The following is a 23,082-nucleotide window of genomic DNA, read 5'->3' as shown; positions in this document are numbered from 1 at the left end:
AAAGCCTATATCTTAAATTATTAAACAATTTAAGATATAGGCTTTATATTTATTTTATATTATTTACCTATAAACATTTGTGTCCAGTATAAAGAAGAACCTTTTGCGGCTATACCAACACCTAGTTCAGTGAAATCTGGGTTAAGTATATTTTTTCTATGGCCGTCAGAATTCATCCAAGCATTCATAACCTCTTGTGGAGTTTCTTGTCCCATAGCTATATTTTCTCCAGCTGAAGTATAGCTTATACCGAATTTCTTCATCATGTCAAATGGAGAACCATAAGTTGGTGATGTATGGTCAAAGTAGTTCTTATCAATCATGTCTTGTGATTTTAAAGTAGCTACATTTGATAATTCTGAGTTAAACTTAAGAGCTTGAAGTCCTCTGCTTGTTCTTTCCTTATTAACTAAATCTAACACTTCTTTTTGGAAACTTGCAAAGTTACCAGATGGATTAGAAGGTTGTTCAGGTTTTTCTTCAGGCTTAGATTCTTGATTAGAACCTGTATTATCTTCTGGTTTTGAATCAGGCTTAGATCCAGTATTATTATCTACATCAGGAGTAGATGGTTTACTTGCATTAGAATCTGTATTACCTTCTGGTTTTGAATCAGGTTTAGATTCAGTATTGTTATCTACATTAGGAGTAGATGGTTTACTTGGTGAAGTGGCAGTAGGGCACTTCACTTTATTATTTAAAATATCTTGTATTAAATAGTGTAAAGGCTTTATAGGTGTTGCACAGTCTTTACCATTTACATTTACAGATAAGTATTCCTCGTAACTTTTATTGTCGCAAAAAACCTTTTTAGATACAGTTTCATTTGATGCCGCATTAATAGGTAGTGTAGAACAAACTCCTATTATAGATACTACACCTAATGATAATAATGTTTTAACTTTGATATTCATAATTAAGTCACCTCTTTAATGTTATAGTTTTATAAATGAATTATTTGAAAATGTTACCGTTTTGTAACCTACAAGATGCGCTACCCCCTAGCGCCTATATCTTGGATGTAACTATAGTATCATAAAGGCTAGCATTTATGCATTGTTAAGTTATGTAAATATTATATATAAATTACAATAATGTAAAAATTAGAGTATATATACAAAAATAGAGTAAAAACTATATTGATGGGTATAAAAGCATTAAACCTTTAAATTTAAATATAAATAGCAAAAAATTTAGTTAAATTATTAAAAAAATGGTATACTATTAAAAGGTAAAATTACCAAAAGATGAAAGGAGAATTACTATGTCAAAAGAATTAGTAAAAGATAGAGTTATAAAATACTTAATGGAAGATTTATTTGTTCCACAAGAGATGATAGATACAGATGTAGCGTTATCAGAATTTGAAGAAGGTGCAGAAGGTGTAATAGATATAATGGTAAACGTAAAAGATAATGAAGATTTTTACGCTCCTGTTATGATTATAAAATGTTTAGATGAAGAAACTCCTTTACAAGGGGAAGTAGCTCAAGAAGCGGTAGATTTCTTAGAAGATGTAGATAATATAACTTTAGCAGGAAGAGCTGTTTTGACTAATGGAAATGAAATGATGTATGCAAATTGGACTGGTGAAGAATATGATACAGAAGAATCACTTCCAGAGTATGATGTGATGGTAAAAGAGTTCTTCGAAATGGAAGAATTAGTAAAAGAGCATGAAGCATCTCATGATTGTGGATGTGGAGAAGATCATGATCATAAAGATCATGAATGTTGCGGAGGACATAGCCATGGTGAAGACCATGAATGCTGTGGTGGAAGTTGCGGATGTAACCACGACAATAAATAATAAAATATGCTTAAATTTGCGATGATATGAGGGTTTAGCTTGACTAAACCCTTTTATTAATGGTATTATAAATCTGTTATAATCTCATTAATATTTTACCGTAATATAGGGGCAAGATTATTATTGGACTTATTAATAGGGATTTGACTTTGTCGTTCGAGGGTAAAAGACTGCACATTGTGCAGTCTTTTGTTCTTTATAGTAATATTGTAGTTAATAAAATATTATTTTAAAAAAATATAAAAAAAATCAAGGAATTTGATATGTAAGTGTAGAATAATAGATATAGGAATTTGTTGACAACTAAAAAGTATTTTTTTAGAAAAGTTTACATACTATTAACATGAGGATGAAACTACAGACACTTTTTAAATTTGATTAACAAATTATTAGAGATAGAAGGGGTAGATTATGGGGGCTAAAAGAGAACATACTTATGAAAATTACATTTACAGTGATTCATCAAATTCATCAAATGCTATGAAAATGTACTTAAAAGAAATTGAAGAGTACAAAATGTTGTCTGCGGTAGAGGAAGTTGAATTAGCTAAAAAAATAGATGAGTCATTTATAGGAGCTAAGGAAGAATTTATCAATGCAAATTACAGATTAGTTGTTAGTATTGCTAAAAAATATAGAAAAGAAAATATCGATATGCTTGATTTAATTCAAGCAGGAAATATAGGACTTATAAAAGCTGTAGAAAAGTATGATTATAAAAAAGGATATAAATTTAGTACTTATGCTACATGGTGGATAAAACAAAGTATAACTAGATACATAGATGATTGTGAGAATACTATTAGAATACCTGTTCATCTTCATCAAAGAATTAACTTTGTGAAAAGAAAAAAACAGGAATTATCACTAGAGCTACAAAGAGAACCTAAAATAGAAGAGTTAGCCGTAGCATGTGAGATAGAAGTAGAGAAAATAATAGATTTACTTAAACGAGATAAAAACATAGTTTCATTGGATACACCTATAAAAGAAGATGAAGATAGTAGCTTAGTTGAGTTTATACCTTCAGATGCATATTTTGGAGATGTAGTTATGCATGAAGTAGAACAACATAATCTAAGAGAGAAAATAGAAGAACTATTAACTGGACTAAGTGAACAAGAACAAAGAGTACTTAGAATGAGATTTGGATTAGATGATGATATACCTAAGACATTAGAGGAAATAGGAAAGGTATTTGGCGTTACTAGAGAAAGAATAAGACAAATAGAAGCTAAGGCTATAAGAAAGTTAAGACATCCAAGTAGATTAAAGCAATTAAAGCATTTTTATTAAAATATATCTATTTATTTAAAAAGCTATGTAAACGTTATTTAAATGTTTGCATAGCTTTTTTATGCTTAATTAAATTAGTTTTAGAAAGTAAGTCATATTAATAGGATATATATTAATATAATGTAAAGTATATAAAAAACTTATTTCAAGGATTGATGCTATGTACTATTCAAATAGAGAAAAAGTTTATATGGAAATTCATTCGGATATTCAGATTATTAAAGATAATCTAAAAAATATGAAGATACAATCTTTTTTAGAGTCAAGTAAAACGTATAAGCTTATAGCTGAAATTGAAAAAGAAATAAATACAATTTCTAAAAGTATAATTGAACTTAAAGAACCATTTTTATTATTTGTTATGGGTCCTGGAAAATATGGCAAATCAACTCTAATAAACTCCTTGATAAAAGATAATAAATTAAATACAAAAGATATTCCGAATACTTGGAGATTAGATATAGTAACATCATCTAATTATAAAAAAATGGATATTGTCCGAGGATATGAAACAAAATCCTATAATTATAATGAAGGACTATCAATTTTAGAAGCAGAAGAAGAAAAAGTTAAGAACTCAAAAAAAGTTATAAAAGACAAATTTGAAAAAATAAAAAAGCATAATGATTTAAGCATTTATGATTTAAAGGAGTGTAAAAAGTCTTTAGAAGAAAAGTATTTATATAAATATGATATTGTAGAGGTAAAACACTATATAAACAAAAGCGGAGTTTTAAATGATTTTATTATAGTAGATACTCCTGGTTTAAATCAAAACTTACTAAAAAGCACCAAAGGACGAATGGTTGATTATTATAAAAGAGCAGATGGCATAATCTGGGTTTTAGATGCAAAGAATATAGTTTCAAAATCAAGCAATGATATGATAGTTGAATTGAATGAAAATTATATATTAAGCGATGATTATAATAATATAATTTGTGCAGTGAACAAAGTCGATGAGATAAGAAATAAAGACAATGATTTATCAAAAGTTAAGGAAGCTGTCAAAAATTTATATAAAAACTATTTTGTAGATATAGTTTTTGTATCTTCAAAAGAAGCAATTGATGGATATGTAAGCAATGATAAGAAACTTACCAATTTAAGCAATATAGAAGAACTAAGAAATAGTATAGATAGCAATTTTAAGATAAATTCAGAAAAAATGCAAATTAAGTCAAAGTATATGCATTTAAAAATTAGTGGCGAATATTTAAAAAAACTAATCAATATTTATAAAAGAGATTTATATGAGGATTTATACAAATTTGACGAGGTAAAAAGAAGTATAAACTATGAAATTGAAAAGTTAAAATTATATTTTGAAAAGAAAATAAACATATGTACAAATATTGAAAATTTAAAAACTAATGGTGCTTACACTCAATTAAAAGATTTAGAAAACTTACTAGAAATAGAACTTAACAATATGTATTTAAGTTTAAATAAGAAAATTTTATGTTGTGATGAAACAGATGACTTAAACCATATTAATGTAAATATAAGCAAGTCAAAAGAAATATTAAATATTGAATATTTAATAAAGGAAGAAAACAATCAATATAAAGAAATAGCTTTTCTAAGTAAACTTAAAAAAATAAAAAATTATGAAACAAATGTGTACTTAATTATAGATGAAAGGAATAAATTAAGGTCAAATTTATTAAATTATTTAGATAGCCAATTAAACAGTATAGAAAAGGATATAATTAATAAATCCGCCAAAGCATTTAGAAGAAAATATACAGATTATATGATAATAAAAGAACATTTAAGGCAAGTTAATGATATCGATAATATTTTAAAAAAATGGGGGGATTATGTTGGGTAACTTAAATAATTGCATTGAAGAAGCTAGATGTAATTTTATAGAATCTCCAGTTAGAAATTATTTAATGAAAGAAAAAAATGTACCTTTTAAAAAGATTATTAAACATAACCTAGAAGAAGTAATGAATAATTTTGATATTTTGTTAGAGAAACCATATAGCCAATTAAAATTAGCGATTATGGGAGAAGTTAAGTCAGGAAAATCTACATTAGTTAACGCTATTGTAGGAAGAGAGGTATCTGAGGTAGATGTATTAGAAGCTACATCATCGATTATAAATATTTTTTACAATGAAGAAGAAACTTATGATATAGACCAAAACTGCATAAATATAGGTATAAATTCAGATGTATTAAAGGATATTAGCATAGTGGATACGCCTGGATTAAAAAGTATTACATCAGAAAATGAAAATAAGTCTATAAAATATATACAAAATGCCGATATAATATTATATGTTTTTGATTCAACTCACATAGGGCAAGAAGATATAAAAGATGCTGTAGAATTAATTTCATCTTATGGGAAACCTATAGTTGGAGTGTTAAACAAAGGAGATTTGCTACATGATAATCATCAAGAAGTTTTAGATTATATAGAAGATGAGTATGATCTATATATAGATAAATTTTTTATAATATCATCTCATCTAGAATATCAAAATAATATAATAAAAAATGCCGTAGCGAAAGAACATGATTTAGTATCAGAATACTCGGATGAATTAAAAAGAAACTTTGTATCATTAATAGAATTTTTAAAAAGTATTAGAACTAGTAATGATGAAATAAAACTTCAAAGTGTAAACTCATCTATAGAAGCCTTAAAACACAAAGAAAAGGTATATCATTATGAATACTTAAAGTCATTAGAAATGCTATCACAAGAATTATCAAATCATAAAAATTTATTAAATGGAAAGTTTGATTATATACAAGCTAAAATGGAATTTGAGATAAATGAGTGGTTGGATAAAAGCTTTTTAGAAGATGAAATACATCGAATAAATAAAAATACGGATATAGCTAGAGAATATATGAATGATAGCTATATAAATAATGTCATAAATAATGAAAAGGTAAAATTGGATGAATTATTTTTTAAAGAGTGGAATGAATGTATAAAAGAAGTTAATAGCATTACTAATAAGAAAATAAAAGAGTTTATAAAAGATATAAACTATAGAGATTACAATATAGACTTACCTAAGGTTAAATTAAATGAAGAAGAAATAGATATGAACGAAATGCTAGCAACTATTGGAACAGGAGCTTTACTTGGAGCTACATCTGGTAGTGCACTAGCTGTATATGCAGCTGCTTTATCTGCGTCTGCTCCAAGCGTAACAATAGGGGCAGCGATGCTTACTTATTGTCCACCACTACTTTTAGCAGGTACGGTAACTGGAGGGATTGGAAAAGTATTATATGATAAGTTAAAACAAGATCAGATGAATAAAGATATAATAGAAGATATAGAAAGCTTCAAAGATAATATAAAATTTGAGATAAGAAATATATTAATAGATATATACGAAAAAGCTAGCAAAGAAATTATAAGAATAGATCAAGGAATATTTGAAAATTCAAAAGATGTATGTATGAATGAATACGAAATAGAAGAACTTCAAGCTGATTTGAAGGAATATATAGATAAACTTTAACAAAAAAAGCGTTAATTAAATTTAATTAACGCTTTTTTTAGGCTAACATCTATTATAGATTTTATACAATGAAAATGCTATATTATCTGTAATTTTATTAAACCCTGTATCATATGCTAAAATATTATTTCTTATGTAAAATGAATTAAAATCAAGTTTGTTTTTTATAGCTAAATTAGATATATAGCTATACCTTATACAAACCATAGATAAAAAATATATTAAAAAAATCATAAAAGAAATTAAAAAAAATATAGACATATAGAAACCCCCCCACAAAGTTTATAAATATATGTTCCTATAATTAAATTGTACAACCTATAGTCTGAAATTTCAAAGAATTAATAAATACAATATGCGAGAAAAAATTATATAAATCCCTAAAGTTCAAAACTATAATAACTAAATTATAATTATGATTATAAAATATGGGGTAAAAATATAATATTGATATATTTAGGCTAGCTATGATATGATAGTAAATATAGTACTGTTTAAAACACAGTAGTTAGAAAGTTTAGTAAAAGAGGTGGAGAGGTTGGAGTTTAGGTCATTAGTTGAAGAGTTTATAATAAACTATGGATTAATTAGTATTTTTATTATAGTAGCATTAGAATATGCAAACCTTCCTCTACCAAGTGAATTAGTTTTACCATTAGTAGGGATATTTGCATTTAAATATAATATGAATTTTGCACAAGTAGTAACTATATCCATATTAGGAGGAATAACTGGGTGTATAGTCAATTATTATTTAGGATATAAATTTGGTAAGCCTTTAATTGAAATTATAATAGGGAAGTTTCCTAAGACTGAAAAATCTGTAATGTCGTCATATTCATGGATAAAAAAATACGATAAAATATCTGTAATGATTTCAAGAGTAGTTCCAGTAGCTAGAACATTTATTTCTATAGTAGCTGGGGTTATAAAAATGAATATAATAACTTTTATAATTTACTCAACTATAGGTATTGGAATATGGAACTTGGCTTTAATTTCAGCAGGATACTTGCTAGGACATAAAATACATATTATAACAACTATATTGAAACAGTACTCTTTATTAGTATGCATAATAGCTGTTATATTTACGATAGTTTATACAATAAAAAGTAGAATAAAAAAAACTCATAAAGACACTTAGTGTCTTTTTTTTGATTAAAACTAAAATAATTATGATTATAAAATACATATATATGATATTTAGTTGAGAATTAATTTTTATAAGTGAAAATTTATAATAAATGTGAAATTGGTGAAAGTTTAGACTATTTCTAAATTTTAAAAGTATAGTTATTTTTTCTACAAATTATGATATAATTCTACATAAAATTTAAAATGTAAAAAAATAGGAGAAATGGAAATGAGTAAACTTAAGAAAAAAATCACCATACCACATACATTTACTATAATATTTTTACTTATTGTAGTAATTGCTATTCTTACATGGATTATTCCAAGTGGGGAATTTCAAAGAATAAATGTAGATGGAAGAATGGTGGTAAAACCAGGAACATATAGACAGGTAGCACCAAATCCTCAGGGAATTCAAGATGTGTTCAAAGCTCCTATAGATGGATTTATTGATGCTGCTGAAGTAGTTGGGTTCGTACTTCTTGTAGGGGGTGCTTTTGGAATAGTTAATAAAACAGGAGCTATAGAATCAGGAATTAATCATACGGTTAAAAAACTCAACAAACTACAAGTATTAATAATACCGGTGTCTATGATTTTATTTGGGTTAGGGGGATCTACTTTTGGTATGAATGAAGAAACCCTACCGTTTTATATGATATTTATACCTTTAATGATGAACTTAGGATATGATTCGTTAACAGCCATAAGTACAGTTTTCATAGGTTCTGGAACCGGTGTAATAGCATCCACTATAAATCCATTTTCAGTTGGAATTGCGCAAGCTTTAGCCAATATAACACCTGGATCTGGAATAGGATATAGAAGCTTAATATTTGTGGCATTGATGGCGCTTTCGATAAGCTTTGTTATGTTACATGCTCATAAAGTTAAAAGAGATCCTAAAAAGTCGATTGTATATGATTATGATCAAAAAAATAAAGGTGAATTTATTGTAGAGGATTCATCAATAAAGCAGTTTACAAAAAAAGAAGGTATTGTCCTAGCTATATTTATAGGTGGAATGTGTATGATGGTTTATGGTGTTTTAAATTTAGACTGGTACATACCTCAGATAGCTATGATATTTTGTATGATAGGAATTTTTTCAGGTATATTTGGAGGTCTTAAGCAAGATGAAATAGTTGATTCATTTTTAAATGGAGCTTCAGATTTAATATCTGCAGCACTTGCTATTGCATTAGCTCGTGGTATAGTTATAGTAGCTCAGAATGGACATATAATAGATACTTTATTAAATTATTCAGCTGATTTATTAAGTAGATTGCCTAAATTTATATTTATTAATTTATCTTTTGCGCTAGAATCTGTATTGGCATTTTTAATACCGTCATCTTCAGGACTTGCATCACTTACAATACCTGTATTGTCTCCACTTTCAGATTTAGTTGGAGTATCTAGTCAGTTAATAATAACTGCATATCAATTTGGGACTGGTATTATTAATTTAATTACACCTACATCAGGAGTTTTAATGGGAGCACTAGCATTTGCTAAAATACCATGGTCTAAATGGTTAAGATATATCGCTCCATTAATAGGAGGAATAATTGTAGTGTGTATAGCATTTTTAACAATTGGATTATACATAGGATTTTAATAAAATAGCAGCTTATCGATATGATTAAGCTGCTATTTTATTTAAGTGCATAATAAAATTAAATTATAAAAAATATAAATAAATGTTTATTTCTATTAACAAATGTTTATTAGTGTGGTAGAATTGACATAATAAATATAAAATAATGGGGGACTAAATAATGAACAGTATAGAACAAATATTACACTCTATGGATATGCAATATCATGAAAAAAGAGCTAATATGGCAAGATTAGCAGAAGATTCTTTAGCGCCTTTAAAAATAAGCGAAGAAACAAAGTCTTATTTAGATAGAAAAATATTATGTGATATGAATGAAGGTACTAGACCATATAGACCTAGATACGTATTACCTGACTATGTAAAGTTTATAAAACAAGGTAGTGAGTACTTAGATATACAGCCACCAAAAGATTTATATGAGGCTGTTAATGCAATGTTAATACTTTATAAATATGTACCATCTATAACTGGATATCCTGTTTATGTAGGGCAAATAGACGATGTATTAGAACCATTTATGGATACTGTAAGTGAAAAAGAAGCTTACAATCTAATAAAAATGCTACTTATAAACATAGATAGAACGTTACCTGATGCATTTGTTCATATGAATATAGGACCAAAAGATAGTAGAGTGGGAAGACTAGTCATACAAATAGAAAGAGAACTTAGAAAAGCTATACCTAATGTTACTTTAAAGTGTAGTGAAGAAACTCCAGATGATCTTATAAAGTATGGTATAGAATCAGCTCTTGAAAATATAAAACCATATTTTGTAAATCATAAATTAATGACTAATGATTTAGGGAAAGATTATGGTGTAGTTAGTTGTTATAACTCACTTAGAATAGGTGGTGGAGCACATACACTAACTAGATTAAATTTAAAAGCATTAGCAGAAGAAAGTAAAGATTATGAAGATTTTATGAATGTACAACTTCCAAAGGCAGTAAAATCACTATCAGAACTTACAAATGCTAGAATTAAATATTTAGTTGAAGATGTTAAGTTCTTTGAAAGTTCATTCTTAGCAAAAGAGGGGTTAATAGATTTAAATAAGTTTACATCTATGCCAGCTATATATGGAACTTTTGAATGTGTTGAAATATTTACAGGAAAACAAATGGGTCATGATGAAAGAGCCAATGATGTAGCAGAAGAAATATGTAAACGATTTGCTGAATTGGTTAGAAATGAAGATGCGCTATATTGTGGAGGAACAAAAGGTAAGCATGGAGTCCATGCACAAGGGGGATTAGAATCGGACACAGATACAACTCCAGCAATTAGAATTAAGTATGGATGTGAGCCTGATATATTTGATCACATTAATTTATCAGGAAAACTTCACAAGTATTTTGATACAGGGTGCAGTGATATATATTTATTTGACGAAACTGCAAAAAATAATATAGATGGAATGCTTAGAGTTGTAAAAGGAGCTCTTGAAAATGGAATAAGAGTATTATCTATAAACAGTGATTCTTCAGAATTCGTAAGAATAACTGGATACTTAGTTAAAAAGACTGATATAAATAAATTTAATGAAGGCAAAAACTTAAGAGAAGACTCAGTTGTTTTAGGTGCATTAAGTATGAAAAATGGAATTGAAGAAAGAAAGGTAAGAACTGTTTAATGAAAGCTCCTGTTAATAAAATTATAAATATGAGTTTTATAGATGGGCCTGGATGTAGGATAAGTATATTTTTGCAAGGCTGCAATATGGAGTGTATATATTGTCATAATCCAGAAACCCAAAATATTTGCTTTTCATGCAAAGAGTGTATAGATGTATGCAAGGCGGGGGCACTTACATTTGAAGGAAAAATAAAATATGATAAAAATAAATGCATAAATTGTGATGAATGTATAGGTGTGTGTAAGAAATTTGCTTCACCTAAAATTACTTATTACGATACAACTGAACTATTTAACTATATCAATAAATATAAAAACCTTATAGATGGTATTACGTTTTCTGGAGGAGAGTGTACTATTTATAGTGACTTTATAGTAGAATTTGCTCATATTATTCATGAAAAAACAAATCTAAATGTTTTTGTTGATACAAATGGAAATGTAAAAGAAAAAGATATTGATAAGCTTATAGAACATGTAGATGGATTTATGTTTGACTTAAAGGCGTTTAAAGGGGATACTCATATCAAGGTTACAGGAATAGAAAGCAATATAGTTTTTAATAATATAAATAAATGTGCTAAGACTGAAAAACTATATGAAATAAGAACTGTATTAATCGAAAATATTAATGATGATTGGGATACATTTATAGATGAGGTTAAATATATAAAAAATTTAAATGAGTATACTAAATTTAAATTAATACCGTTTAGACAATACGGAGTAAAAGGAGAACTTTCTAATTTTAGAGATTATCCGAAAAAAAAATACATGAAATACCATGAAAAAGCGAAAGAAGTATTAAAAGATAGAATGATAAACTCTATTATTTAATATAATGAATATATATGTAAACCTAGGTAACAAATTGTTATCTAGGTTTTTTTTATGCAATAAAATAGAGTACGAAAGCTTGGAATTAGCGGAGGACATATATTTATAAAAATAGAAAACTAATTACATGAATAAATGTATGGGGGGATAATATGAAAGAAAAGGTTATAGAAAAAACTATTGAATGGGCAAAGGTTATAACTTTAGCTATATGTATGGGGCTTATAGTTACATATTTTATTGTACCTACAGTTGTAAGTGGAGAATCGATGTATCCAACTTTAAATACTAAGGATTACTTGATAATAAATAAGTTAGCATACAAAACTGGAAATCCAAATAGAGGAGATATAGTAGTATTTAAAACTGATTTGAAAAGTAGCGATGGAGAGAAAAAAAGTTTAGTGAAAAGAATTATAGGACTTCCAAATGATCATTTAGTAATCAAAAGTGGGCAAGTCTATATAAATGATAAACTAATAGATGAACCTTATTTAGAAGATACTTACACAGCTGGAGATATAGATATAAAAATACCAAGTGACAGCTATTTTGCTATGGGTGATAATAGATTAGTAAGTAAAGATAGTAGAGATTCTGACGTTGGAGTTGTGAATAAGAATGAAATAGTTGGTGAAGTAAGTATGAGATTGTTTCCATTTCAAAGTTTAGGTGAAATAAAGTGAAAAATATAAAATATTTGTATATTATTGGATTAGCAACTATAATACTATTAGGGGAAAAAATAGCTGAATTTAAGGATGTAGATATATATGAATATAATATTTGATAAAGTTGAGAATGATGATTTAAGGCCAATTAGGGAGATTGTTTTGCATGAAATTAGAAATGCAATATTTGAAGGTAAACTAAATCAAGGAGATAGACTGATTGAAAATCATATAGCTCAAGGTATGGGGGTTAGCAGGACTCCTGTAAGAGAAGCCTTAAGACAATTAGAAATAGAAGGATTAGCGGTTAATGTACCTCGAAAGGGAACTTTAGTAAAAGGAATATCTAAAGAAGATGCAGTTGAAATATACGATATAAGAGAAGTTTTAGAAGGATTGGTTTCAAGATTGGCATGCTTGCATATTACTAGAATAGAAATTAGAAGGTTAAACGAAATAATATGTATAATGGAAGAATGTATAAAAAATAGCAACAATAGTGAGTATATAAAGGCTCATAATGAGTATAATGAAATATTACTAAATGCAAGTAAAAATAAAAGGTTAATAGAAAGATTAGAAACTATATATGATTATTTAAAAAGTTTGAGAAGAATAAGCTTACTTACTAATGAAAGAAGAAAAGAAGCTATAAAAGAGCATAAAGATATAGTGAAAGCTATTGAAATTGGAGACGAAGAGATGGCAGAAAAAGTTGCGAGACTCCATGTATATAATGCAAAAAAAGCGTTTATAAAAGCATGCGAAATAAAAAAATAAGTATTGGATGATATATCCCATGCTTATTTTTTTTTATAAAAAAAATTTAATATTATTGAAAACGATTCTTAGAGTGTATACAATTTATAAAAATGGAATACAATTATATAAATTGTATACAAAGGGGGATTTGTTATGTCATCAAACAGTATAAGTTCAAAAAATAAAGAATTTAAAATGTTTGGGATTCCATGGTCTATATTTTTAGGTATCTCAGCTATAGTTTTATTTGCATCATTTAAAGAAGTTTTACCTAATAATGCGGCAGGGGCATTTGCATTACTGTATGTAGTTGGTATTTTGTTTTCGACAGTAGGAGATAGAATTCCAATATGGAAAGAGTATGTAGGAGGCGGTCCTATATTGGCATTTTTAGGATCTGCATTTTTAGTTTATAAAGGGATAATTCCTGAATCTAGTGTAGAAACTGTAAAGATATTTATGGATACAGCTGATTTTCTTGATTTATTTATATGTGTACTAATAACGGGATCAATACTATCTGTAAATAGAAAATTATTAATGAAGGCTTTTTTAGGGTATATACCGGCCATACTAGGTGGAGTTATTATGGCGTTTATACTTGGTATATTAGGAGGATTTATATGCGGAATAGCTCCATCAGAAATAGCTACTAAATATGTTTTACCTATAATGGGTGGAGGAACAGGAGCCGGAGCTATCCCTATGAGTGAGATTTACGCAAGCGTAACAGGTGGTGACCCTGCTAAATGGTTATCATTTGCACTTTCTATACTTACTATAGCTAATATAATAGCAATAATAGCTGCATCCATATTAAATAAGCTAGGAGGAACTAAAAAAGGATCTAAATTTAATGGTAATGGAGAGTTAATAAGAAAGGCAGAAGATATATCGAAATTAGAGAATAAGGATGAAATAAAAGTAACAGCAAGAGAGGTTACAGCAGGATTAATTTTATCGGTGAGTTTTTATGTACTTGGTAATATATTTTCAAAACTTATAACTATACCGGAGTTTACCTTATTTGGGATAGACGTAAAGATCGATATACATAGATTTGCATGGATGGTAATTTTAGTTGCATTAGCTAACGTAATGGATATAATTCCGGAAGATTTAAAAGCAGGAGCAAAGAAAATTCAAGGTTTTTTCTCTAAGCAATTTTTACTTGTTGTAATGGTCGGAGTAGGTATTGCACTAACCGATTTAGGCGAATTAATAGCGGCATTTACATTAGGAAACATATTTATAGCTACATTAATAGTTTTGGGTGCTATTTTAGGCTCTGGAATTATAGGATGGTTTGTAGGGTTTTATCCAATTGAAACGGCGATTTCTGCAGGATTATGTATGGCTAATCGTGGAGGATCCGGAGATGTTGCAGTACTGACAGCTGCAAAACGCATGGATTTAATGAGTTTTGCACAAATATCATCAAGGCTTGGCGGAGGAATAATGCTTATAATAGCCAGTGTTATGTTTGGGTTATTTTTTTAAAATATAAGATTTTATTAAGGAATTAAGCTAGGTGAGTTAGCCTAGCTTATATTATTTGTATAAAAACATAAAAAACACTAAAAAAACACAGTGTAGGCAAACGATTTATTGAATGTGTAAATTTTGTATGCTAAACTTAAATTAAGTATACTAAAATATTAAATTGTATACAATTTGTTTTGATTTAAAAAAACAATTTAAGTAGAAAGGAAGTAACGAGTATGGAATTAAAGGTAACTGCTAGTGCTGGTACATTAGAATCAAGTGATATTCAAATAATTATAGAGCCGAGTAGTAATGGTATAGAATTAAATCTTGAAAGTACAGTAATGGCACAATTTGGGGAACAAATAGAAAGTGTTATAAAAGCAACTTTAAAAAGTTTAAATGTAGAAAATGCTAAGATATTTGCAAACGATAAAGGAGCAATAGATCCCGTTATAAAAAGTAGAGTTCAAACAGCTGCACATAGGTCAGCTCAAAATAAAGAATACAAGTACATATAAGGAGGTATTTTATGAAATTAAGACGTTCGATGTTATTTGTTCCTGGAAATAATCCTGGATTAATAAGAGATGTTCATATATACAGACCAGATTCAATTATGCTAGATTTAGAAGATGCGATAGCAATAACAGAAAAAGATTCAGCTAGGTTACTAGTATATAACATGTTAAAGGAATTAGGGGATTACTATAAAGAGTTAGATATAGAAACGGTAGTAAGAATAAATGCATTAGATACAGAATTTTGGGAAGAAGATCTGGAGGCTGTTGTAAGAGCTGGAGTTGACGTAATAAGAATACCAAAAACAGACACAGCTGAAGATGTTTCAATTGTAGAAAATGAAGTTGAAAGAATTGAAAAGGAAATAGGTAAAGAAATAGGGAGTACAAAACTTATGGCTGCTTTAGAATCTCCTATTGCAGTATTGAATGCATATAGTATAGCGACATCATCTAAAAGACTTATAGGGATAGCTTTAAGTGGAGAGGATTTTGTTACATGTATGAAAACAGATAGATCGCCAGAAGGACATGAGCTACACGCAGCAAGAGGAATGGTAGTGTTAGCTGCAAGAGCAGCTGGGGTAAGCGTACATGATACGGTTTACTCAGATGTGAATAATGATGAAGGATTTATAAATGAAGCTAAATTTATTAAACAATTAGGGTTTGATGGAAAGTCTTTAATTCATCCAAGACAAGTAGAATTAGTACATAAGGTATATACTCCAAGCAAAAAAGTTATAGATAAGTCATATAAAATTATAAAAGCTACGGAACAAGCTATAGCTGAAGGTAAAGGAGTTTTTACTGTAGATGGTAAGATGGTTGATAAACCAATAATAGAAAGAGCTCAACATGTTTTAACCTTAGCTAAAGCATCTGGAATAAACATAGGAGGTGAAAAATAATGAAGAATAAAAGAATAGAAGAAAGCTTATTAAAAAGTATAAAAGGATATGAGTACAGAAAAGCATATGATTCTGCATTTAAAAATCAACCGAAAGGGACAGTTTTAGATTCTAGCAGTGAAAATATAAAAAACAAGGTAAAAAGAACTAAAGTTATAGATTCGTTAAAGGACGCAATAATAAAAGCTGGAGTAAAAGATGGAATGACAATATCTTTTCACCATCATTTTAGAGCTGGAGATAAGTTAGTTATGATGGTAACTGATTTACTATCGGAAATGGGTATAAAAAATATTAGGATAGCATCGAGTTCGCTTGCAAGCTGTCATGGAGGTTTGGTTGAGCATATAAAAAGTGGAGTTGTAAATAGAATTGAAAGTAGTGGGCTTAGAGGAAGATTAGCAAATGAAATATCAGAAGGAATATTAGGGGAAAATCCAGCAGTCATAAGATCTCATGGTGGAAGAGCTAGAGCTATAGTTGAAGGAGATTTAAAAATAGATGTTGCATTTTTAGCAGCTTCATCATCTGATTGCATGGGAAATGCAAATGGAGTTAAGGGAAAATCAATTTGCGGATCTTTAGGGTATGCTATGGTAGATGCACAATATGCAGATAAAGTAATAGTAGTTACGGATACGCTTGTTGACTACCCTAATTTTCCACAAAGCATACCACAAACATTAGTTGATTACGTTGTACTAGTAGATGAAATCGGGGACTCAAAAGGAATAATGTCTGGAGCTACTAGGTTTACGTCGAATCCTAAAGAACTGTTAATGGCAAAAAGAGTATTAGATGTAATGTTAGCATCAGGACTATTTAAAGATGGTTTTTCTATGCAGACAGGTTCAGGAGGAGCTTCACTTGCTGTCACTAGATTTGTAAAAGAGGAACTAATAAAACAGGAAATTAAATGTAGCTATGCTTTAGGAGGAATAACTAAACCGATGGTAGAGTTACTTGAAGAAGGTTTAGTACAGCAATTATATGATGTTCAAAGCTTTGACTTATTTGCAGCTGAATCTGTAGGCAGAAATGAGAGACATGTAGAAGTTAGTGCTGATTTTTATGCAAATCCATTTAACAAATCAGCAGGTGTAAATAAATTAGACTTTGTTATATTAAGTGCATTAGAAATTGATACTGACTTTAATGTAAACGTTATCTCTGGATCGGATGGGGTTATAAGAGCTGCATCAGGAGGTCATAGTGATACAGCTGCAGCTGCTAAAGTATCTATATTAGTAGCTCCATTAACAAGAGGAAGAATATCAACAGTAATAGACAGGGTTACTACTGTAGTTACACCAGGGTCAACTGTAGACGTTGTTGTCACAGATTATGGAGTGGCGGTTAATCCTAATAGAGATGATTTAAAAAATAAATTTATAGAATATGGTATAAATGTAGTAACATTAAATGAATTAAGACTTATAGCTACTAGATTACTAGGAACGCCTAAGGAAATAGAGTTTACAGATGAAGTAGTCGCGGTAATTGAGTATAGAGATGGAAGCATAATTGATGTTGTTAAGAAGATAAAAAAATAAAGTAGTAACTAAGTATGGATATAAATAGTATTAAGATATATTAATATATAAAATTTGGAGGGGTCTAACTAATGACAACAGTAGATGTAAAAATTAAAAAGGAATCATCGGTAAAATCGTCATTTAAAATGTTTGGAATGCCATGGCAAATGTTTGCTGTTATTACAGGAATAGTAATATTCGCAATGTTAAAAGGGAAGTTACCTGATAACTCATTAGGGGCATTTGCATTGCTATATACAATAGGTATATTATTTGGAACCATCGGAGATAGAATTCCTATATGGAAAGAGTATGTTGGAGGGGGATCTATACTAGCCTTTCTAGGATCAGCATGGTTAGTATATATAGGATTTATACCAGAGAGCACTGTTGAAACTGTAAAAATGTTTATGGATACAGCAGATTTTCTAGATTTATTTATAGCGGTTCTGATAACAGGATCTATATTAGCAGTTAATAGAAAGTTATTATTAAAAGCTTTTGCAGGGTATTTACCAGCAATACTAGGTGGAGTTTTTTGTGCATTTGTATTTGGAATATTAGGAGGGATGCTATTTGGTATACCGGCTAACGAGATAGCTACTTCTTATGTTCTTCCTATAATGGGTGGAGGAACAGGAGCGGGAGCAATCCCTATGAGTGAAATATATGCAAGTGTAACAGGTGGAGATCCGGGAAAATTTTTATCATTTGCACTATCAATACTAACTATAGCGAATATAGTAGCTATAATAACCGCTGCAATATTAAATAAATTTGGAGAAACCAAAATTGGAAATAAATTTAATGGAAGAGGAGAACTTATACGAAATGCAGAAGATTTATCAAAATTAGATGAAAAAGTAGAAGTAAAGGTAACTGCAAGGGAAGTTGCAGTAGGATTGATATTAGCAGCGACATTTTATGTTGCAGGAAATATATTAGGAGATATGGTGAAAATACCAGAATTTACCCTGTTTGGAATAGATGTTAAAATAGAAATCCACAGATTTGCATGGATGGTTCTTTTAGTTGCAGCATGTAATGTATTAAATTTGATACCACTAGAACTAAAAGAAGGAGCAAAAAAATTACAAGGGTTTTTCTCAAAACAATTTTTATTAGTAATAATGGTTGGAGTTGGTATAGCTTTAACAGATTTAGGGGAAATAATAGCTGCATTTACAATATCTAACCTTGTAATAGCAACATTTATAGTATTAGGAGCTATAATAGGTTCTGGAGTTATTGGATGGATAGTTGGGTTCTACCCAATAGAGACAGCTATAACAGCCGGATTATGTATGGCAAATAGAGGAGGATCGGGAGATTTAGCAGTATTAGGTGCAGCGAAGCGTATGGATTTAATTTCATTTGCACAAATTTCATCACGACTAGGTGGGGGAATGATGCTCGTAATAGCTAGTATAATGTTTGGAATATTTTTCTAAGTATCACGCATAAAAGAGTGTTGTCTTGAGCAATGCTCTTTTTCAACATATTGAAATATATAATTTTAGAGGGGATGAAATGAAAAAAATTTATAACAAGAGTAAAGTTTTGAAAATATCTAATATGTTTGAATTTATACTAGCGTCAGTTGTGATAGGAGTTGTAATATTAGGAACGATAGACAGTTTGAGAATTATATGGGGATATTATATTGTTGACTTTAAAAATCCTGTACAGTATGAGCAATTGAATAATATTCTAGCTCATATATTGCTTTTAGTTATAGCAATAGAATTAGTTATAATGCTTACATTACATAAGGCAGAAGCCATATTAGAAGTGCTCTTATACGCGATAGCTAGGAAACTGATACTACTTCCTAAAAAGGATTCCATGGATGATTTTTTTTTAGGCGTTATATCTATTGCTATATTATTTGCTATAAAGAAGTTCTTAATGAATAGAGAGATTATAGTAGAGAAAGAGGAGGTTGAACATGGATAATAAAAAAAGAAAAAATAATAAAGAACTTCTAAAAGAAATCAGAAGTGAAGGTATGTTTAAAGATGCTGAAAACATAGCTAATAAAAAAGTTAAATATACTATAGCTAGTGGTAAAGATGGCGCGGTAATAGCTATTACACTATTTTTATTTATGATAGGTTTTACTTTATTAAATAAAATTTTTTCTAATTAGATTGAGAGGTATTTAATGAATTACGATATAGAGACTATAGATTTAAATTCTACTTATGAATATAAATTAGTTGAAAATTTCTTAAGCAAATTTAATTTAAAATATGAAGATGTTGATTATACAATAGTAGTAAAAGATGGAAAAAATATAATTGCAACGTGTTCTAAATTGGGGAAAGTTTTAAAATGTTTTGCAATAGATGAGTATTACCAAGGAGAGGGTATTTCAAATATTTTGGTATCAAAAATAACAAATAAGCTATTTGAAGAGGACGTATATCATAACTTTATATTTACAAAGCCAGAAAATACATATCTATTTAAAAATCTAGGGTACAGTTTGATAATAGAGACAGATAAAGTAAGTTTGCTAGAGACTGGGAATAAAAAAATAGAAAATACTCTATCCGAATTAATAAGAAAGCACAATATAGATACAACTAAAGAGCATGCTTCCTTAGTTGTGAATTGCAATCCATTTACACTAGGACATAGATACTTAATAGAAAAAGTGGCCAACGAAAATGATAATGTGATAGTTTTTTTAGTGGAGGAAGATAAATCGGTATTCCCATTCAATTCTAGGTTAGAATTAGTTAAAGAGGGAGTTAAGGATCTAAGGAATGTATTAGTTGTAGAGAGTACTGAGTATATAATTTCAAGTACAACTTTTCCAACATATTTTTTAAAAGAAAATGATGATGGCTTAAAAGAGTATACTAAAATTGATTGCAATATATTTGGGAAATATTTTGCTGATAAACTAAATATTAAATCTAGGTATGTGGGTAGTGAAAATACATGTATAGTAACAAAAGAGTATAATTCAACTTTAAAGGAAGTTTTGCCAAAGTATAATATTGATATTAAAATAGTAGATAGAAAACAATATGATGAACAAGATATAAGTGCGTCAAACGTAAGAAGATTACTGTCACAAGACAAAATAGAAGAAATTAAAGATATTGTGCCTAGCGTGACATATAATTTTTTACTTAGTAGAGAAGGGAAAAAAATAAGGAATGAAATTAAGCGAAATAGATAGATTTTTACTAGATAGAGAAAAACGAGTACAACTTCAAGAGCAGTTACTTCAAGAACATAACATATGTACACTAGTAACTGTCAGGGTGAATTATCCTGGTTTAGAAAAGTCAAATTTTATAACAGATGAAATACAAGGTGTAATAAGTGATGAAATAAGTGAAATATGTGGCGAACTGATAGTTTTAAAGAAAAAATATAAAAATTTAGAGGGTTATATAACTCACTTTTTAATTGATTTAGACTTTTTTAGTACTAAGAGATTAATGATTGATATTGAAGAAAATCATATTTTAGGTAGATGTGTTGATATAGATGTTTATAAAATTAATGGGGAAAAAGTTTTCGCGATATCACGTAGAGATTTAGGCAAAGGAAATAGAAGATGTTTTTTATGTGAATTAGATGCAAATATTTGTTCTAGAAAACAAAGTCATAGCATAAATGAAATAAAATCATATTTTGAAAAGAAATATAATGAGTACATAAAGTATTTAAAAAAAAGAGACTTTATATCGTCAAAATTATCTAATTTAGCTTTAAAATCTATAATTTCGGAGGTGTCAACATATCCATCATTTGGATTAGTGTCGCCTATAAGTAGTGGGTCACATAATGATATGGATTATTATACTTTTTTAGATAGTGGATTTGCAATCGTACCGTATTTAAAAAAAATGGCTGAACATGGATATTCATATAATAGTGAAGAAAATATATTTAAACAAATAAGGAAAATAGGTCAAAAAGCAGAAGAGGAAATGTTTAAGGCTACAAAAGAGATAAATACCCATAAAGGTATGATATTTCTAATGGGAATAGTAATAGCTAGTGTATCAAAGAATATATATGATGAGAAGCTATTTGAAAATATACAAAAAATCATAAAAAATATGGTTAAAAATATATTAGATGATTTTAAAAATTTAGACAAAAAAAATCAGTTGAGCCATGGAGAAAAGTTATATCAAAAATATGGATTCACAGGGATAAGAGGGCAAGTTAGTGATGGATTAGATTTTATATTTAATAAAATATTAATTGAATATAAAACACTAAATTTAAAGGGAAACGACCTCTATTCACATACACTATTAATATTAATGAGTGAAGTAGAAGATAGTACTATTCTGTATAGACATGATATAGAAACACTGAAAAAAGTACACAAAGATTGTAAAAATTTATTACAGTCAGGAGGAATGAGTACTGATGAGGGAAAAAAACTAGCGTTCAAATTGGAAGCAGAATACATAGATAAGCGTATAAGTCCTGGAGGAAGTGCGGATTTGTTAGCAATAGTCATTTTTCTAGGTGAAGTTTACGATATATTTTATAAAATATAGGGTGATTAAGCAAACACCCTATATTTCTTTTAAAACTATAGATAATGAATCTTTTAAATGTTTTTTTATAAATTTCTCAGCTAAATCTCTATCTCTATTTATAATAGCTTCTAAAATTTTTCGATGCTCAAAAATTGCATTTTTTCTTCTATTTTCATCTAGTATTGAAATATTTCTAAAATGATGTAAATAATCATTTATTTGAGATATCATTAAAGGAAGTCTATTCATTTTACTAGCCTTATATATAGAAGTATTAAACTCTTTAAATAAATTTTGAACTTCATCTAATTTTCCTTCAGAATTTTTTGCTTCTGTTAAATCCAGCAAAATTTTTATTTGACATATTTCATCTTCAGTAATATTATCTATAGTGTTATTAATAATTAAAATTTCTAAGGCCTCTCTTATTTTATAGACCTCTAAAGCATCATCTTTAGTGACGGTTTTTACAACTACTCCATACTTTGGGATATATTCAACAAGTTCTTCTGATTGCAGTTTCTTTAAGGCTTCACGTATTGGAGTTCTACTAATTTTTAGTTTATCAGCGTATTCTTTTTCAATGATACGTTCACCAACTGGTATTTTACCGCTTATTATTGTTGTTCTTAAACTTTCATAGACAACGTCCCTTAAAGGTTTGTTCTGAGAGAAGTCTGTATTGCTTACGAGTTCATCAATCCAGTTATGCATAAGTTCTACCTTTCAAATTAAAGTGTGAAAATGTTTTCTATATTTTAAATTTTAACTTAAAAAAACAAAAATACCAATACTTAATAAACAAAAATAGACAAAAAATAAGATTATTTTACTACTA

The 23,082-nt window shown here is 28.6% G+C and carries 22 protein-coding genes; 19 read left to right on the top strand and 3 right to left on the bottom strand.

Features of this window, described 5'->3' with window-relative positions; all coding sequences use genetic code 11:
• Positions 1-59: 59 nt before the first annotated feature.
• Positions 60-914 carry a CAP domain-containing protein gene (locus tag GFJ41_RS09575; RefSeq protein ID WP_035114948.1) on the bottom strand — a complete coding sequence of 285 codons (855 nt, stop codon included), beginning with the start codon at positions 912-914 and terminating at the stop codon, positions 60-62.
• A gap of 350 nt (positions 915-1,264) precedes the next feature.
• On the opposite strand from GFJ41_RS09575, the gene GFJ41_RS09570 reads away from it, so the two are divergent.
• From GFJ41_RS09570 to GFJ41_RS09555, 4 genes are all read left to right on the top strand, one after another.
• Positions 1,265-1,810 (top strand): type I restriction enzyme HsdR N-terminal domain-containing protein, encoded by a 546-nt coding sequence (locus GFJ41_RS09570; RefSeq protein WP_052169076.1) that lies wholly within the window; start codon positions 1,265-1,267, stop codon positions 1,808-1,810.
• A 411-nt stretch (positions 1,811-2,221) separates the two neighbouring features.
• A complete protein-coding gene (locus GFJ41_RS09565; RefSeq protein WP_021429490.1) occupies positions 2,222-3,106 on the top strand; it encodes a sigma-70 family RNA polymerase sigma factor in 885 nt (294 codons plus the stop codon).
• Positions 3,107-3,266: 160 nt separating this feature from the next.
• A complete protein-coding gene (locus GFJ41_RS09560) occupies positions 3,267-4,940 on the top strand; it encodes a dynamin family protein (protein ID WP_035114946.1) in 1,674 nt (557 codons plus the stop codon).
• Positions 4,933-6,603 (top strand): dynamin family protein, encoded by a 1,671-nt coding sequence (locus GFJ41_RS09555; protein WP_170075205.1) that lies wholly within the window; start codon positions 4,933-4,935, stop codon positions 6,601-6,603. The genes GFJ41_RS09560 and GFJ41_RS09555 overlap by 8 nt, the downstream gene beginning before the upstream one ends.
• Before the next feature lie 42 nt (positions 6,604-6,645).
• Here the strand turns inward: GFJ41_RS09555 and GFJ41_RS09550 are convergent, their stop codons facing one another.
• Entirely contained in the window at positions 6,646-6,864 is a 219-nt protein-coding gene (locus GFJ41_RS09550) for a hypothetical protein (RefSeq protein ID WP_025162740.1), read from the bottom strand.
• A 277-nt stretch (positions 6,865-7,141) separates the two neighbouring features.
• Here GFJ41_RS09550 and GFJ41_RS09545 point away from each other — a divergent pair, with 277 nt between their 5' ends.
• The 15 genes from GFJ41_RS09545 (at position 7,142) to citG (ending at position 22,262) form a co-directional block, all read left to right on the top strand.
• Positions 7,142-7,750, top strand: coding sequence for a DedA family protein (locus GFJ41_RS09545; RefSeq protein ID WP_035114942.1), 609 nt, complete (start codon positions 7,142-7,144; stop codon positions 7,748-7,750).
• 219 nt (positions 7,751-7,969) lie between these two features.
• Entirely contained in the window at positions 7,970-9,361 is a 1,392-nt protein-coding gene (locus GFJ41_RS09540) for a YfcC family protein (protein WP_021429525.1), read from the top strand.
• Positions 9,362-9,521: 160 nt separating this feature from the next.
• Complete coding sequence (locus tag GFJ41_RS09535; protein ID WP_170075204.1) at positions 9,522-11,000, top strand: YjjI family glycine radical enzyme; 1,479 nt, start codon at positions 9,522-9,524, stop codon at positions 10,998-11,000.
• Positions 11,000-11,839 carry a YjjW family glycine radical enzyme activase gene (locus GFJ41_RS09530; RefSeq protein WP_226890244.1) on the top strand — a complete coding sequence of 280 codons (840 nt, stop codon included), beginning with the start codon at positions 11,000-11,002 and terminating at the stop codon, positions 11,837-11,839. The genes GFJ41_RS09535 and GFJ41_RS09530 overlap by 1 nt, the downstream gene beginning before the upstream one ends.
• A 152-nt stretch (positions 11,840-11,991) precedes the next feature.
• On the top strand, positions 11,992-12,525 hold the full coding sequence (gene lepB, locus GFJ41_RS09525) for a signal peptidase I (RefSeq protein WP_035114935.1): 534 nt from the start codon (positions 11,992-11,994) through the stop codon (positions 12,523-12,525).
• A gap of 87 nt (positions 12,526-12,612) precedes the next feature.
• Positions 12,613-13,290 (top strand): GntR family transcriptional regulator, encoded by a 678-nt coding sequence (locus GFJ41_RS09520; RefSeq protein WP_035114933.1) that lies wholly within the window; start codon positions 12,613-12,615, stop codon positions 13,288-13,290.
• Positions 13,291-13,425: 135 nt separating this feature from the next.
• Positions 13,426-14,772, top strand: a complete 1,347-nt coding sequence (gene citS, locus GFJ41_RS09515) for a citrate/sodium symporter CitS (RefSeq protein WP_170075202.1) — start codon at positions 13,426-13,428, stop codon at positions 14,770-14,772.
• Positions 14,773-14,993: 221 nt separating this feature from the next.
• The gene (gene citD / locus GFJ41_RS09510) at positions 14,994-15,278 is read left to right on the top strand and encodes a citrate lyase acyl carrier protein (protein WP_035114927.1); all 285 of its coding nucleotides are present in this window, start codon (positions 14,994-14,996) and stop codon (positions 15,276-15,278) included.
• Between the two features lie 11 nt (positions 15,279-15,289).
• Positions 15,290-16,189, top strand: coding sequence for an aldolase/citrate lyase family protein (locus tag GFJ41_RS09505; RefSeq protein WP_035114925.1), 900 nt, complete (start codon positions 15,290-15,292; stop codon positions 16,187-16,189).
• The gene (citF, locus tag GFJ41_RS09500; protein WP_170075201.1) at positions 16,189-17,742 is read left to right on the top strand and encodes a citrate lyase subunit alpha; all 1,554 of its coding nucleotides are present in this window, start codon (positions 16,189-16,191) and stop codon (positions 17,740-17,742) included. The genes GFJ41_RS09505 and citF overlap by 1 nt, the downstream gene beginning before the upstream one ends.
• A gap of 71 nt (positions 17,743-17,813) precedes the next feature.
• Positions 17,814-19,175 (top strand): citrate/sodium symporter CitS, encoded by a 1,362-nt coding sequence (citS, locus tag GFJ41_RS09495; protein WP_170075200.1) that lies wholly within the window; start codon positions 17,814-17,816, stop codon positions 19,173-19,175.
• A 79-nt stretch (positions 19,176-19,254) separates the two neighbouring features.
• A complete protein-coding gene (locus GFJ41_RS09490) occupies positions 19,255-19,680 on the top strand; it encodes a phosphate-starvation-inducible PsiE family protein (protein WP_170075199.1) in 426 nt (141 codons plus the stop codon).
• Positions 19,673-19,873 (top strand): hypothetical protein, encoded by a 201-nt coding sequence (locus GFJ41_RS09485; protein WP_170075198.1) that lies wholly within the window; start codon positions 19,673-19,675, stop codon positions 19,871-19,873. The genes GFJ41_RS09490 and GFJ41_RS09485 overlap by 8 nt, the downstream gene beginning before the upstream one ends.
• Before the next feature lie 15 nt (positions 19,874-19,888).
• Positions 19,889-20,917, top strand: coding sequence for a [citrate (pro-3S)-lyase] ligase (gene citC, locus GFJ41_RS09480; protein ID WP_170075197.1), 1,029 nt, complete (start codon positions 19,889-19,891; stop codon positions 20,915-20,917).
• A complete protein-coding gene (gene citG, locus GFJ41_RS09475) occupies positions 20,895-22,262 on the top strand; it encodes a triphosphoribosyl-dephospho-CoA synthase CitG (protein ID WP_170075196.1) in 1,368 nt (455 codons plus the stop codon). The genes citC and citG overlap by 23 nt, the downstream gene beginning before the upstream one ends.
• 18 nt (positions 22,263-22,280) lie before the next feature.
• On the opposite strand, the gene GFJ41_RS09470 is transcribed toward citG, so the two are convergent.
• On the bottom strand, positions 22,281-22,958 hold the full coding sequence (locus tag GFJ41_RS09470) for a GntR family transcriptional regulator (RefSeq protein ID WP_170075195.1): 678 nt from the start codon (positions 22,956-22,958) through the stop codon (positions 22,281-22,283).
• Positions 22,959-23,082: the final 124 nt, after the last annotated feature.

The sequence above is a fragment of the Paraclostridium dentum genome (assembly GCF_012922555.1).
Taxonomy (GTDB): domain Bacteria; phylum Bacillota; class Clostridia; order Peptostreptococcales; family Peptostreptococcaceae; genus Paraclostridium; species Paraclostridium dentum.
This window is presented reverse-complemented; position numbering and strand designations above follow the sequence as displayed.